Here is a 12,641-nt window from a genome sequence, read left to right as displayed (position 1 = left end):
TCCGTTCCGCCACTTATTAAAAGCCCTGAGCTAACGCTCAGGGCTTTTTTCTTATCTGACGTTTAATTATTGCGAAATCAGCAAAAATCCTCTGCATTTTGCGATCTTTTTCTCTATAACACCGCCAGCGATAATCGTCCTCAGTTTACGAACATAATGATTGAGGAATAGTATGACTCTCCCTGCATTTGGTCTGGGCACTTTCCGCCTGAAAGACGACGTTGTTATCGCATCAGTTAAAACCGCACTCGAACTGGGCTATCGTGCTGTTGATACGGCGCAGATCTATGAAAACGAAGCTGCCGTTGGCCAAGCCCTCGAAGAGAGCGGTGTGCCGCGTAATGAGCTGTTTATTACCACGAAAATCTGGATTGAGAATCTCAGCAAAGACAAGCTGATCCCAAGCCTGAAAGAAAGCCTGAAAAAACTGCGTACTGACTACGTGGATCTGACGCTGGTCCACTGGCCATCACCGAACGATGCCGTCTCCGTGGAAGAATTCATGCAGGCGCTGCTGGAAGCGAAAAAGCAGGGCTTAACCCGCGAAATTGGGATCTCCAACTTCACGATTCCGCTGATGGAAAAGGCCATTGCTGCTGTTGGCGCAGAAAATATTGCGACCAACCAGATTGAGCTCTCTCCATATCTGCAAAACCGCAAAGTGGTGGACTGGGCAAAACAGCATGGGATCCACATCACCTCATACATGACGCTGGCCTACGGTAAGGCGCTGAAAGATGAGGTGATTATCCGTATCGCCGAGAAGCATAATGCGACGGCTGCGCAGGTAATACTGGCTTGGGCAATGGGTGAAGGTTATGCCGTGATCCCATCATCCACTAAGCGTGAAAACCTGGCGAGCAACCTGTTAGCAACGGATCTTCATCTGGATGCTGACGATAAAAAAGCGATCGCAGCCCTGGAGTGCAACGATCGCCTGGTCAGCCCGGAAGGCTTAGCACCAAACTGGGATTAAGTTTGACCCACCCTCTGTAACCTGAACCCTCACACAGCTCCTCCGGGAGCTGTTTTTATATGTTCACTCAGAAAATCGATAAAGGCACGAATGCGCGTACTCACCGCTCTGTCGCTGTAATACACCGCGCTAAAAGGCATTTCGACTGGCAGGCGTTTATCGGCCATCAATTCCACCAGTTCACCCCGCGCAATCTCCTTATCAATCATATAGTCAGACAAACAGGCGATACCGTTGCCTTCAAGACACAATTGCTTCAGCGTCTCCCCGCTGTTGGACGACAACCCGCAGGTGATCTCATGCAACTGACCGTCAGGGCAGGCGACGGGCCAGGTATTTAGCGAAACGGGTTCCGTAAAGCCCAGGCACAAATGCTTTTTCAACTCCTCAACCGTCTCCGGTTTGCCATGTTCAGCAATATACTGTGGCGACGCGATAATTTTACGGTAGCTGGCAAACAGCGGGCGGGCCCGCAGGCTGGAATCCGTCAGGGTTCCCGCCCGGATCGCCACATCTACCTTTCGCTCGATGAGGTTAATAAACGTCTCGGACGAGACCAGAGAGAGCGTCATCTCCGGATAGCGTTCACGGAAAGGTTTGATTAGCGGCATCAGAAAGTGCAGCACAACCGGCGTGGCTGCATCAATGCGCAGTAACCCACGCGGCGTGCTGCGGGTCTCCATAATCTCGGTCTCTGCTGCGGCCATCTCCTGCAGTACCGACTGCACGCGGCGAAAATAACGCTCACCTTCCTCCGTCAGGCTCAGCTGCCGCGTCGTTCGGTTGAGCAGACTCACCCCAAGCTTCATCTCCAGCTTTTTTACCGAGCGGCTGATGGCTGAGTTAGCCTGTCCCAGCTGTTCGGCCGCGCGGCTAAAGCTGCCGCTTTCAACCACGGCGACAAAGATTGTCAGCTCTTCTGACGTTGCTTTCATTGTTGCACCACCCGCAAAATTCTATTGAGATTTTGACCATTTTTGTTATTTAAGCACTGACGCATACTGCCTGTCATCTTAATCCTGATGATACGGAGTATTTTATGCCACTGGCGCTACTTGCCCTGACGATCAGTGCCTTCGCAATTGGCACGACCGAATTTGTTATCGTGGGACTGGTTCCCACCATTGCTAACCAGCTTGCGATCTCGCTGCCCTCCGCCGGATTGCTGGTGTCTATCTACGCCCTGGGCGTTGCCGTCGGTGCGCCAGTCCTGACGGCCCTGACAGGACGTTTCCCACGTAAGCAGCTGTTAGTTGCACTGATGGTGCTGTTCACTGCCGGCAACGTGGTGGCCTGGCAGGCGCCGGACTACACCACGCTGGTCATCGCTCGGCTGTTGACCGGCCTTGCTCACGGGGTGTTCTTCTCGATTGGTTCTACTATTGCAACCAGCCTGGTACCCAAAGAGAAAGCGGCATCCGCCATTGCGATCATGTTCGGTGGGTTGACCGTTGCACTCGTTACGGGCGTACCGTTGGGCACGTTTATCGGACAACACTTCGGCTGGCGTGAAACGTTCCTGGCCGTCTCCCTACTGGGCGTCATTGCCCTGGTGACCAGCCTGCTGCTGGTGCCGTCGAATATTCCAGGCCGGGCCAGCGCTAGCTTGAGCGATCAGCTGAAGGTACTTACGCATCCGCGTTTGCTGATCATCTACGCGGTTACGGCGCTGGGCTATGGTGGCGTATTCACTGCTTTTACCTTCCTGGCACCGATGATGCAGGACCTGGCGGGCTTCTCTCCCAACGCCGTGAGCTGGATCTTGCTGGGGTACGGTATTTCCGTTGCGATTGGCAATATCTGGGGCGGCAAGCTTGCGGATAAGCATGGTGCGGTGCCGGCGCTGAAATTCATCTTCGCCGCGCTGGTTGTTCTGCTGATGATTTTCCAGTTCACCGCCTCGATACAGTACGCCGCGCTGGTCACGGTACTGGTCATGGGGATCTTCGCTTTTGGTAATGTGCCAGGGCTTCAGGTCTACGTTGTACAGAAAGCTGAGCTTTATACGCCAAATGCGGTGGACGTGGCATCGGGGCTGAACATTGCCGCATTTAATATTGGTATTGCGCTGGGTTCAATTATTGGCGGACAAACCGTCGAGCACTTCGGATTGACCCAGACCCCGTGGATTGGCGCGGTGATTGTCCTGATCGCCTTCCTGCTGATTGGCCTGAGCGGACGTCTGGATAAGCCAGCCCGCATTGCGCTGGGGTAACATCAGTAAGCGCTGGCTTACAAAACTGGAAAGCGGTTTCTCAGAAATTGCGTTGAAAGTGTGACCTAAAGTCCCTATAACATTAGAACCAGTCCGTTTTCCGGACTGGTTCATGTTACAGAGGCTGTTTCCAAAAGTGCGAAAAAATACCTATGCCATGCGTTATGTTGCCGGAATGCCCGCGGAGAGGATCTTGCCTCCGGGGTCGTTTGCGAGCATCAGTCAGGCATTACCCGCCGGCACACCGTTAAGCAGCGATGAAAAAATCCGCGTACTGGTGTGGAATATCTTTAAGCAGCAGCGTGCGGAGTGGTTATCGGTACTCAAGAATTTTGGCAAAGATGCCCATCTGGTTCTGCTCCAGGAGGCGCAAACCACCCCTGAGCTGGTCCGGTTTGCCACCACTCACTATCTTGCCGCCGACCAGGTACCGGCCTTTGTTCTGCCTCAGCACCCCTCGGGGGTGATGACGCTTTCAGCAGCACATCCGGTCTATTGTTGTCCACTGCGCGAACGCGAGCCTATCCTGCGTCTGGCGAAATCGGCACTAGTGACGGTCTATCCACTGCCGGATACCCGTATGCTGATGGTCGTGAATATCCACGCGGTAAACTTCAGCCTGGGCGTGGATGTATATAGTAAGCAGTTACTTCCGATCGGCGATCAGATTGCGCATCACAGTGGGCCGATCATTATGGCCGGTGATTTCAATGCCTGGAGTCGCCCGCGCATGAATGCGCTGTACCGCTTTGCGCGCGAAATGTCGCTGCGTGAAGTCCGTTTTAGCGATGACCAGCGCAAAAAAGCCTTTGGTCGTCCTCTCGATTTTGTCTTCTATCGTGGTTTAAGCGTGCACGACGCCTCTGTGCTGGTGACGCGCGCCTCCGATCATAACCCTCTACTAGTCGAATTCAGTCCCGGCAAACCTGATAAATAATGGTGTGTCAGGTCTGCCGTGGGGCAGACCTGCGCGGGTGCTGCCCTTCTATTTTTAACCCACAAAGGACAGTGCGATGACAACAACACACTCCCATCATGACAACGTAGAAAAACAGTTTGGTTCTCAGGCAAATGCCTATCTGAGCAGCGCCGTGCACGCTTCAGGTCGCGATCTGGTGCGTCTCGGTGAACGTCTGTCGGCATTCCCGCAGGCGCACGTGCTGGATTTAGGCTGCGGGGCAGGGCATGCCAGCTTCACGGCTGCGCAGCAGGTGGCGCACGTAACCGCATATGACTTATCCAGCCAGATGCTGGAGGTGGTTGCTGAAGCGGCGAAAGCGAAGGGACTGGGCAACATCGATACGCGCCAGGGCTATGCCGAATCCTTACCTTTTGATGATGCCTCGTTTGAGGTGGTGATCAGCCGTTATTCCGCGCACCACTGGCATGATGTTGGCCAGGCATTACGCGAAGTCAAACGCGTTCTGAAGCCGGGTGGCATCTTCATTATTATGGATGTCATGTCGCCTGGGCATCCGGTACGTAATATCTGGCTGCAGACGGTGGAAGCGCTGCGCGACACCTCCCATGTGCAAAACTACGCCAGCGGAGAGTGGTTATCGCTGATCACGGAAGCGGGGCTGATAGCGCGTTCGTTAATCACAGACCGTTTACCGCTGGAATTTAGCTCGTGGATAGCGCGTATGCGCACCTCGGAAGCATTAAGCCAGGCTATCAGGCTGTATCAGGAGAGTGCGTCGGCAGAGGTGAAGGCGTACTTTGAACTGCAGGACGATGGTTCATTTACCAGCGATACCATCATGGCTGAAGCGCAAAAGGCGGGATAAACAAAAAAGGCACCGAGGGGAATCGGTGCCTTTTTATCTTTCGGTCGTGTTATCAGGAGTCTGGCGTCGCGCTGTTCTTCACAAACAGCGTTAGCTGGTCGCCCGGTTTCAGATTGTCAGTATCGTTGTTCCAGCGCATCACATCTTTGATGTTCACGCCGTGACGTTTTGCGATACTGGACAGCGAATCACCCTTGCGCACGCGATAGGTTATGCTATCGCTGTTGCTGGCGAGACGCTGTGCGCTGCTACCTGCACCCACCGTCAGAGTTTGACCCACTTTCAGGCCTGAACTGCGCAGGTTATTCCACTGCTGCAGATCTTTCGCATTCACGCCAAGACGTGACGCAATGCCCGAAAGCGTATCACCTGAACGAACCTTATAACTGCGGCTGTTAACTGATGATGCATCCGCGATCAGCGTTGACTGAACGGCGGCGATTTCACCCGAAGCTAAAGACTCACGTAACTGCTCAGCATGTTTCTGCGGAACCATTACATACTGCGGGCCACTCGCCCCCAGCGTTGAGCCTTTAACGCCAGCATTAAAGGTTTTCAATTTACTTACCGACATACCCGTCATATCAGCAACCTGTTGAATATCAACCGGATTGCTGAGGCGAACGCGCGCCAGTGCACGACTTTCGTCTGGTGTTGGCAGTTGTACACCGTAACGCTTGCTGTTCTTGAGAATATCGCTCAAAGCCAGCATTTTCGGTACGTAAATCTTTGTTTCCTGTGGCAGTGAGAGCGACCAAAAATCGGTGGATTTACCCCGTGCTTTATTCGCTTTCATTGCCTTCAGTACACGACCTTCGCCGCTATTGTACGCTGCGACCGTTAACAGCCAGTCGCCGTCAAACATCTTGTTCAGACGTTGCATCATGTCGAGAGCGGCTGTCGTTGAAGCGACAACATCGCGACGCGCATCATAGTTGCGGGTCTGTTTCAGACCATAGTTTCGCCCGGTGCTCGGAATGATCTGCCAAATGCCTGCGGCATTGGCGCCAGACGTCGCGTGTGGGTCAAAAGCGCTCTCCACTATGGGTAGGAGTACCAGCTCCATAGGCATGTTACGTTTCTTAACTTGCCCGGCTATCCAGTACATATACGGCTCTGCCCGTAACGTTACATCGTGGAGATAGCTCTTATTACTTAAATACTTCTGTTTCTGTTCGCGAATCCGGCTGTTTTCCGGAATTCCCATCTTTAGCTCGTCGCCAATAGAGGTCCACAAGTCTTGCTCCTGCGCGAAAGATGTCCCATCGTCCATCCAGCGCGCCGAACTTGTAAACTTCCCTGCTTCCCCTTGACCAGCTGCAGAAAGGCTCTGTGCGTGCTGTTGTACGTTGCTGCCGTTCTGCGACTGGCAACCTACAAGCAGGACAGAGGCGAGTAATATCGCTTTTGCCTTCATGTGTGTGTCAATAGTTGCTTAAAAGACGAGCGATGATAACGGCGAATTTTTGAAAAGGCAACCAGCAATTATCTGAAGTTATCTTTCTTTGACCTTAACCATGCAAATCGCAGTTCTGGTTGTTGCAAATTTGTTTCTTGGTTAATTTTGCTAATTAAATCAATATCATCTGTTCGCAAAAATAAATTAATTTGGCGCTCGTTTTTCAGAATTACGGGGAGTGTGTTTTGGTTTTTTGCACGTAACTCCTTCACTTTGTGATAATAATCCTGAATCGCACGATCCTCAGGCAACAGGCTGACGGCAAACTTCATATTTCCTAATGTATACTCATGTGCGCAACAAATAACGGTGTCATCGGGTAATGCGTTAATCTTCTGTAAAGACTGATACATTTGCGCTGGTGTGCCTTCAAACAGCCTTCCGCAGCCCCCTGAGAACAGCGTGTCACCGCAAAAAAGATAAGGCTTACTGTAGAAACACAGATGTCCCAAAGTGTGACCCGGTGTGGCAAATACGGAAAACTCCCACTCGCGTATGAGGATTTTTTCGCCTTCTTCGACTACTTGCGTGACACCCTTATCTTGTGCCTCTGACGGTCCGTAAACCACAACATGCGGAAAATGGGTACGCAGTTCAGGTACACCGCCCGTATGATCGTTATGGTGATGCGTCAACAGAATGGCTTCCGGCTGCCAGCCGTTCTCTTCTATTGCGCGCAGTACGGGGGCGGATTCTCCGGGATCGACAATGACGCATCGACGTTCATCGTCAACCAAAACCCAGATGTAATTGTCCTCAAAAGCAGAAATACTGATAAGATTCATACATTACCTCTTATAGCGTGGCGGGTGTGTTGATGAAACCGGCAAGGATACCTCAGACTGTCGCAGCACCGGAACGTTGGGCGGAACTGCCCTGGGGTGAATACTATCGCGAGGCGTTAGAGCAACAGCTGAAGCCCTGGCTCGCGAAAATGTATGGCTTTCACCTGCTTAAGATTGGCAATCTCAGCGCGGAAATCAATACCGAAAGCTGCGCTATCTCGCATCAGGTGAACGTCTCTCTCGGCGGATCGCCGGTTCAGGTGAAAGCAGACCCGTTACATCTGCCGTTTGCGGAAAAATCCGTTGATGCGTGTTTGCTCGCACATACGTTACCCTGGTGCAGCGATCCGCACCGTCTGCTTCGCGAAGCCGATCGCGTGCTGATTGATGACGGCTGGCTGGTGCTGAGCGGATTCAACCCGCTGAGCCTGATGGGCCTGCGAAAGCTGGTGCCGGTGCTGCGCCGGACGCCGCCTTACAACAGCCGGATGTTCACCATGATGCGCCAGCTCGACTGGCTGTCACTGCTTAACTTCGAAGTGCTCTGCTACGGCGGCTTTCAGGTGCTGCCCTGGGCACGGCAGGGGGGCGTCTTGTTGAGCACGCATTTGCCTGCCTTAGGCTGCATGCAGTTTATCGTCGCGCGTAAGCGAACCATTCCCCTTACGCTTAATCCCATGAAGCAGAGCAAATCGAAAACACCGATCCGCCAGACCGTTGGCGCCACGCGGCAGTACAGAAAGCCCTGATCAGGATTCAGGCTGATAGCCCGCGTCCTCATGCGCAGGGTTAGCGGCTGCCGCACGCGCCAGTTCGTCACAGCGTTCGTTTTCCGGATGACCGGCGTGCCCTTTAACCCACTCCCACTTGATCTGGTGCTGGCCCAGGGCGGCATCAAGCCGTTTCCAGAGATCGACATTCTTGACCGGTTTCTTATCGGCAGTCTTCCAGCCGCGTTTTTTCCAGTTATGGATCCACTGGGTAATTCCCTGACGAACGTACTGGCTGTCGGTACTTAACACCACGTCACAATGTTCTTTTAACGCCTCCAGCGCCACAATGGCCGCCATGAGCTCCATCCTGTTGTTGGTGGTCAGAAAATAGCCTTCGCTAAAAGTTTTTTCATGCTGGCGATAACGCATAATCGCGCCGTAGCCGCCGGGACCCGGGTTGCCGAGACAAGATCCATCGGTGAAAATTTCTACCTGTTTACGCATCTCTGGTAGACTTCCTGTATTTGAAACGTTCAGTTAAACGATAAGTCTGACATAAATGACCGCTATGAGCACTGCAATTACTCGCCAGATCGTCCTCGATACCGAAACCACCGGTATGAACCAGATCGGCGCGCACTACGAAGGGCATAAGATCATTGAGATCGGCGCCGTTGAAGTGGTGAACCGTCGTCTTACGGGGAACAACTTCCACGTCTACCTCAAGCCCGATCGGCTGGTGGATCCCGAAGCGTTCGGCGTTCACGGTATTGCCGATGAGTTCTTGCTGGATAAGCCGACTTTTGCGGACGTGGCTGACGAATTCCTGGAATACATCAGGGGCGCTGAGCTTGTTATCCATAACGCCTCGTTCGATATCGGCTTTATGGATTATGAATTCAGCAAGCTTAATCGTGATATCCCGAAGACGAATACCTTCTGTAAGGTGACAGACAGTCTGGCGCTGGCGAGGAAAATGTTCCCCGGCAAGCGTAACAGCCTGGATGCACTGTGTTCGCGCTATGAGATAGATAATACCAAACGAACGCTCCACGGGGCGTTGCTCGATGCCCAGATCCTCGCCGATGTCTATCTGACGATGACCGGTGGGCAGACGTCTATGAAGTTCAGTATGGAAAATGAGTCGCAGCAAACGCAGGGCGAAGCGGGTATTCAGCGTGTCGTCCGTCAGGTAAGCCGGCTGCGGGTTGTTTTAGCCAGTGATGAAGAGCTGCTTGATCACGAATCCCGTCTTGATCTGGTGCAAAAGAAGGGCGGCAGCTGTCTCTGGCGTGCCTGAAAAAACGCCGGAATGCCTGTAAAAACATCGTTTGGGCGATTTTTGCAGCAAACGATTCAAAACGCGAGAAAAAGCGTTGACGAGATCGGAGGCGCACCGTAATATGCGCCTCGTTCCCCAAACGGGAACAGTGGAGCGGTAGTTCAGTCGGTTAGAATACCTGCCTGTCACGCAGGGGGTCGCGGGTTCGAGTCCCGTCCGTTCCGCCACTATTCAGAAGGCCTGAATCAGAAATGATTCAGGCCTTCGTCGTTTCAGCCAGCTGTGATTCCATTCCCTCTCTTCTAACTTGTAGTTAACAAAAAGTTAATATCAATAGTGCAATTAATTAACAATTGCACATCATTAGTGCATTCTTTGCACTGTTATTGTGCGTTTTTCCACCGCCAGCTATTCAGGCACGAGTCAGATTGTGTCTCTCTGTAAAAAAGAATTCATACAGAATCATCTGCTTATAACCCGCTATGCAAAAAATTACTGAACCAATTGAAGATTGGTTTGGTTATTGCTTAATCATTAGCACGATAAGCGTCATTCCATATCAATAACTTATCGTTAATAAAAATAAAGCAATGATGAAAGCGAGCGAACCAATATGGAAAAACCGTCACGGTTTCTGACCAATTCCAGCACCGCGCTTGAACAGCTGCGCGGGCTAATCAACCAGCACGAGTCAACACCAGGCACTCCGCTGCCCACGGAACGTGAGCTGTCGGACACACTCGGCGTAGGACGACGTGAAGTGCGTCGCGCGCTGGACGTGCTGGAAGAAGAGGGGCGCATCTGGCGTAAGCAGGGCAAAGGGACCTTTATCGGCCCGGCTGCACCCGTTGAACCGCTGGCCCTTCAGGGATTGGTTCAGCAAACCAACCTTCTGGAAGTGATGGAAGCTCGTCTGCAGCTCGAACCCGGCTTAGCCCGGCTTGCGGCACTGCGTGCCACCAGGGAAAACCTCGCGCTCATGCAGCGCATGCTGGAACGCATCGACAAGGTCAGCCCGGATGACCGCGATCTCAACGAACTGTGGGATAGCGCCTTTCACCGCGCGATTGCCGAGGCGGCGGGCAACCGCCTGATGCTCGGCCTGTTTGATGCCATTGATGCCGTGCGGCGTGAACCGGGCTGGCAGCATCTGCGCGAGCTGGCACGCACCCCCGAGCGTGTCGATAGCTATAACGACCACCATCACAAGATCATGGCTGCCATTATCCATCGCCAGCCTAACGAGGCCGCGACCGCGATGCGCGAACACCTGCTCAGCCTCCAAACCGCCCTGATTCAGGCGATCCACCTCGAGGACGACTTCACGCCATGACGACAATCCCCTTTAAGGACGCCACGCCCGTATTGCAAGTAAAAAACCTCAACGTTACGTTCGCGGGCTCGCCGGTAAGCGTGCTTGACGGTATCTCGTTGACCGTCAGGGCGGGCGAAACGCTGGCGCTGGTGGGAGAATCCGGCTGTGGGAAAAGTATCACCTCCCTGGCGCTGATGGGGTTACTGCCCGCCAGCGCACGGATCGTCAGCGGGGAGATGCAGTTTCGTCGCCACGATCTGCGCAAGCTCTCGCCGCGGGAATATGCCGATCTGCGCGGTAGCGAGCTGGCGATGATTTTCCAGGAGCCGATGACCTCGCTCAATCCGGCGTTCACGCTGGGCGATCAGCTGAGCGAGGCGGTTATGCGTCATCAGGACGTCTCGCGCGCAGAGGCGATGAAGCTCGCGCTGCAGATCCTCGAGAAAGTGCAGATTCCGGCAGCAGAGATGCGATTGAAAGCCTATCCCCACCAGCTTTCCGGCGGCATGCGCCAGCGCGTGATGATTGCCATGGCGCTGATCAATCATCCTAAATTATTGATTGCCGACGAGCCGACCACCGCGCTCGACGTCACCATCCAGGCGCAAATCCTCGCCTTGCTCAACACCTTGAAAGAGGAAACCGGCACGGCGGTGCTGATGATCACCCACGATTTAGGCGTGGTGGCCGAAGTGGCGCAGCAGGTGGCGGTGATGTATGCCGGACAGGTGGTAGAGCAGGGGAGCGTCGAGGCGATATTTGCCGACCCGCAGCACCCGTACACCATCGGCCTGATGGGCTCGATCCCCTCCCTTAGCGCACGCAAGGGCCCGCTTTCCACTATTCCCGGATCGGTCCCGCTGCCGGAATCCATGCCGCAAGGCTGCCGTTTCGCAACGCGCTGCCCGTTTGCGCAGTCGCGCTGCCATGATGAAAAACCGCCGCTCACCACGCTCGGCGCGGGCCATCGGGTTGCCTGCTTCCGCGTGCCGCTCGAACACCACATCGCCCTGGGAGAGACCGCATGACCACGCCCATTCTGGAAGCTCGGGATCTCAGCAAGCTTTTCCCCGGCCCGAAAAAACTCTTTACCCCCGCCCGGTTTGTGACGGCGGTCGATCGCGTGTCGCTTGCCGTCATGCCGGGCGAAACGCTGGCGATTGTCGGCGAGTCCGGTTCCGGAAAATCCACGCTTGGTCGCCTGCTGCTGCGCCTGCTGGCCGCCAGCGAAGGGCGCGTGTTTTATCAGGGGGAAGAGATCACCCACGCCTCGGGCGCGCGCCTCAATCAGCTCCGCCGCGAGCTGCAGATCATCTTTCAGGATCCCTTCGCCTCCCTGAACCCGCGCATGACGGTGGAGCAGATCGTCGGTGAGCCGCTGTGGCTGCACCAGAACATGAAGAAAGGGGACCGGCAGTACCGCGTTGCCGAACTGCTTAAGACCGTGGGCCTGCCCGCCGCCTGGGCCGGGCGCTACCCGCACGAGTTTTCCGGCGGGCAGCGCCAGCGTATCGGCATTGCGCGCGCGCTGGCCTCAGGACCAAAGCTGCTGCTGGGCGATGAGCCGGTATCCGCGCTGGATGTGTCGGTGCAGGCGCAGGTGGTCAATTTACTGGAAAGCCTGAAGCACCAGCTGGGGCTGACGATGGTGATTGTCGCCCACGGTCTGGCTGTTATTCGCCATATGAGCGACCGCGTGGCGGTCATGTACCTCGGGCAAATCGTCGAGCTTGCCAGCGTCGATGAGATCTTTGACGCACCGCTGCACCCCTATACCCAGGCGCTGATCGCCTCGGCGCCGCAGATGCAGCCGGGCGCTGAACGCGACGCGCCGCTGCTGCAGGGGGACTTACCGAACCCGGCCAGTCCGCCGTCCGGCTGCCGTTTCCACACCCGCTGCCCGTACGTCACTGACGAATGCCGTCAGGTCAAGCCGATTAATCAGGTGCTCGACGGCGGGCGTCAGGTTGCCTGTCATCGCTGGCAGGAGATCAACCGCGATCGCAGCGTTATCCAGATCGCACCGCCATCCGCTGCTTTTCTGCGCCGCCGCGCGCTGTTTGAACACGCGGCCACCCACTCGTCCCTTCCTTCAAGGAACTCATGATA

Annotated in this window: 13 protein-coding genes and 1 tRNA gene; 10 read left to right on the top strand and 4 right to left on the bottom strand. The window is 54.7% G+C overall.

Annotated features, from left to right (window positions below; all coding sequences use genetic code 11):
* Nucleotides 1-172: 172 nt before the first annotated feature.
* Entirely contained in the window at nucleotides 173-976 is an 804-nt protein-coding gene (gene dkgB, locus B498_RS16340; protein ID WP_008500284.1) for a 2,5-didehydrogluconate reductase DkgB, read from the top strand.
* 29 nt (nucleotides 977-1,005) lie between these two features.
* Here dkgB and yafC read toward each other — a convergent pair whose 3' ends face one another.
* Nucleotides 1,006-1,911 carry a DNA-binding transcriptional regulator YafC gene (yafC, locus tag B498_RS16345; RefSeq protein WP_008500283.1) on the bottom strand — a complete coding sequence of 302 codons (906 nt, stop codon included), beginning with the start codon at nucleotides 1,909-1,911 and terminating at the stop codon, nucleotides 1,006-1,008.
* Between the two features lie 104 nt (nucleotides 1,912-2,015).
* On the opposite strand from yafC, the gene B498_RS16350 reads away from it, so the two are divergent.
* The 3 genes from B498_RS16350 (at nucleotide 2,016) to B498_RS16360 (ending at nucleotide 4,978) form a co-directional block, all read left to right on the top strand.
* Nucleotides 2,016-3,191, top strand: coding sequence for an MFS transporter (locus B498_RS16350; protein WP_008500282.1), 1,176 nt, complete (start codon nucleotides 2,016-2,018; stop codon nucleotides 3,189-3,191).
* Between the two features lie 136 nt (nucleotides 3,192-3,327).
* On the top strand, nucleotides 3,328-4,128 hold the full coding sequence (locus tag B498_RS16355) for an endonuclease/exonuclease/phosphatase family protein (RefSeq protein ID WP_025912579.1): 801 nt from the start codon (nucleotides 3,328-3,330) through the stop codon (nucleotides 4,126-4,128).
* Nucleotides 4,129-4,204: 76 nt separating this feature from the next.
* The gene (locus B498_RS16360) at nucleotides 4,205-4,978 is read left to right on the top strand and encodes a class I SAM-dependent methyltransferase (protein ID WP_008500280.1); all 774 of its coding nucleotides are present in this window, start codon (nucleotides 4,205-4,207) and stop codon (nucleotides 4,976-4,978) included.
* Between the two features lie 52 nt (nucleotides 4,979-5,030).
* Here B498_RS16360 and mltD read toward each other — a convergent pair whose 3' ends face one another.
* Together mltD and gloB are read right to left on the bottom strand one after the other, a co-directional pair.
* A complete protein-coding gene (mltD, locus tag B498_RS16365; protein ID WP_023293221.1) occupies nucleotides 5,031-6,395 on the bottom strand; it encodes a murein transglycosylase D in 1,365 nt (454 codons plus the stop codon).
* 68 nt (nucleotides 6,396-6,463) lie between these two features.
* Nucleotides 6,464-7,222 carry a hydroxyacylglutathione hydrolase gene (gene gloB, locus B498_RS16370; protein ID WP_008500278.1) on the bottom strand — a complete coding sequence of 253 codons (759 nt, stop codon included), beginning with the start codon at nucleotides 7,220-7,222 and terminating at the stop codon, nucleotides 6,464-6,466.
* Nucleotides 7,223-7,254: 32 nt separating this feature from the next.
* Between gloB and B498_RS16375 the strand changes: the two genes are divergently transcribed.
* Nucleotides 7,255-7,971 carry a class I SAM-dependent methyltransferase gene (locus B498_RS16375; protein WP_008500277.1) on the top strand — a complete coding sequence of 239 codons (717 nt, stop codon included), beginning with the start codon at nucleotides 7,255-7,257 and terminating at the stop codon, nucleotides 7,969-7,971.
* Here the strand turns inward: B498_RS16375 and rnhA are convergent, their stop codons facing one another.
* Nucleotides 7,972-8,439 (bottom strand): ribonuclease HI, encoded by a 468-nt coding sequence (rnhA, locus tag B498_RS16380; RefSeq protein WP_008500276.1) that lies wholly within the window; start codon nucleotides 8,437-8,439, stop codon nucleotides 7,972-7,974.
* 64 nt (nucleotides 8,440-8,503) lie between these two features.
* Between rnhA and dnaQ the strand changes: the two genes are divergently transcribed.
* The 5 genes from dnaQ to B498_RS16405 all read left to right on the top strand — a co-directional run bounded on the left by dnaQ (nucleotide 8,504) and on the right by B498_RS16405 (nucleotide 12,639).
* Complete coding sequence (gene dnaQ / locus B498_RS16385) at nucleotides 8,504-9,235, top strand: DNA polymerase III subunit epsilon (RefSeq protein ID WP_032622776.1); 732 nt, start codon at nucleotides 8,504-8,506, stop codon at nucleotides 9,233-9,235.
* Nucleotides 9,236-9,367: 132 nt separating this feature from the next.
* Nucleotides 9,368-9,444, top strand: a tRNA-Asp gene (locus B498_RS16390).
* A 386-nt stretch (nucleotides 9,445-9,830) separates the two neighbouring features.
* On the top strand, nucleotides 9,831-10,550 hold the full coding sequence (locus tag B498_RS16395) for a FadR/GntR family transcriptional regulator (protein ID WP_008500273.1): 720 nt from the start codon (nucleotides 9,831-9,833) through the stop codon (nucleotides 10,548-10,550).
* Nucleotides 10,547-11,560, top strand: coding sequence for an ABC transporter ATP-binding protein (locus tag B498_RS16400; RefSeq protein WP_008500272.1), 1,014 nt, complete (start codon nucleotides 10,547-10,549; stop codon nucleotides 11,558-11,560). The genes B498_RS16395 and B498_RS16400 overlap by 4 nt, the downstream gene beginning before the upstream one ends.
* Nucleotides 11,557-12,639: an ABC transporter ATP-binding protein gene (locus tag B498_RS16405; protein ID WP_008500271.1), complete on the top strand. Its 1,083-nt coding sequence runs from the start codon at nucleotides 11,557-11,559 to the stop codon at nucleotides 12,637-12,639. The genes B498_RS16400 and B498_RS16405 overlap by 4 nt, the downstream gene beginning before the upstream one ends.
* The last annotated feature ends 2 nt before the right edge of the window (nucleotides 12,640-12,641 follow it).

Origin of the sequence: Enterobacter sp. SST3 (assembly GCF_000286655.1) — a bacterium.
GTDB lineage: Bacteria > Pseudomonadota > Gammaproteobacteria > Enterobacterales > Enterobacteriaceae > Enterobacter > Enterobacter roggenkampii.
This window is presented reverse-complemented; position numbering and strand designations above follow the sequence as displayed.

What these genes read in the sequence shown, in the direction of transcription:
- B498_RS16400 (WP_008500272.1), top strand. Translation starts at nt 10,547, where the DNA reads ATGACGACAATCCCCTTTAAGGACGCCACGCCCGTATTGCAAGTAAAA.
- B498_RS16375 (WP_008500277.1), top strand. Translation starts at nt 7,255, where the DNA reads ATGAAACCGGCAAGGATACCTCAGACTGTCGCAGCACCGGAACGTTGG.
- rnhA (WP_008500276.1), bottom strand. Translation starts at nt 8,439, where the DNA reads ATGCGTAAACAGGTAGAAATTTTCACCGATGGATCTTGTCTCGGCAAC.
- B498_RS16405 (WP_008500271.1), top strand. Translation starts at nt 11,557, where the DNA reads ATGACCACGCCCATTCTGGAAGCTCGGGATCTCAGCAAGCTTTTCCCC.
- gloB (WP_008500278.1), bottom strand. Translation starts at nt 7,222, where the DNA reads ATGAATCTTATCAGTATTTCTGCTTTTGAGGACAATTACATCTGGGTT.
- mltD (WP_023293221.1), bottom strand. Translation starts at nt 6,395, where the DNA reads ATGAAGGCAAAAGCGATATTACTCGCCTCTGTCCTGCTTGTAGGTTGC.
- B498_RS16360 (WP_008500280.1), top strand. Translation starts at nt 4,205, where the DNA reads ATGACAACAACACACTCCCATCATGACAACGTAGAAAAACAGTTTGGT.
- dnaQ (WP_032622776.1), top strand. Translation starts at nt 8,504, where the DNA reads ATGAGCACTGCAATTACTCGCCAGATCGTCCTCGATACCGAAACCACC.
- dkgB (WP_008500284.1), top strand. Translation starts at nt 173, where the DNA reads ATGACTCTCCCTGCATTTGGTCTGGGCACTTTCCGCCTGAAAGACGAC.
- yafC (WP_008500283.1), bottom strand. Translation starts at nt 1,911, where the DNA reads ATGAAAGCAACGTCAGAAGAGCTGACAATCTTTGTCGCCGTGGTTGAA.
- B498_RS16395 (WP_008500273.1), top strand. Translation starts at nt 9,831, where the DNA reads ATGGAAAAACCGTCACGGTTTCTGACCAATTCCAGCACCGCGCTTGAA.
- B498_RS16350 (WP_008500282.1), top strand. Translation starts at nt 2,016, where the DNA reads ATGCCACTGGCGCTACTTGCCCTGACGATCAGTGCCTTCGCAATTGGC.